Genomic DNA, 540 nt, shown 5'->3' with positions numbered 1-540 from the left:
CGGCAACCCAACCGCTTCAGGCGTCAGGGTGAAGCTGCGGATCTCGCCGCCGATCAGTTCGGCAACCTGCGTCTCGCCGGTGGTGGTGATCTCGTCATAGCCGTCGCCATGGGCAACCCAGACATGCTCGGCACCCAGCGCCTTCAGCGTCTCGGCAACCGGCAGGATCCATTCCGGCAGGAACACACCGACCAGCTGCCGCTTGACGCCGGCCGGATTGGAGAGCGGCCCGAGCAGGTTGAAGATGGTGCGGGTGCCGAGCTCGACGCGAGTCGGGCCGACATGCTTCATCGCCGGATGGTGCGCAGGCGCGAACATGAAGCCAACGCCTGCCTCGTGGATGCAGCGGCCGATGAATTCGGGCGAGATGTCGATCTTGACGCCGAGCGCAACCAGCACGTCGGCTGCCCCCGTCAGCGATGACAGGCCGCGATTGCCGTGTTTGGCAACCGGCACGCCGCTGCCGGCAACGACGAAGGCCGATGCCGTCGAAATGTTGACGCTGTGAGAATTGTCGCCGCCGGTACCGACGCCATCGAC

General features: G+C 65.7%; 1 protein-coding gene. It reads right to left on the bottom strand.

Going from position 1 to position 540, the window contains the following annotated elements; translation table 11 throughout:
- The coding region (trpD, locus tag EN906_RS36555; RefSeq protein ID WP_127375887.1) for an anthranilate phosphoribosyltransferase at window positions 1–540 on the bottom strand (540 nt) is incomplete at both ends.

The organism is Mesorhizobium sp. M7A.F.Ca.CA.004.06.1.1, from assembly GCF_003999135.1.
In the GTDB taxonomy this organism is placed as follows: Bacteria; Pseudomonadota; Alphaproteobacteria; order Rhizobiales; family Rhizobiaceae; genus Mesorhizobium.
This window is presented reverse-complemented; position numbering and strand designations above follow the sequence as displayed.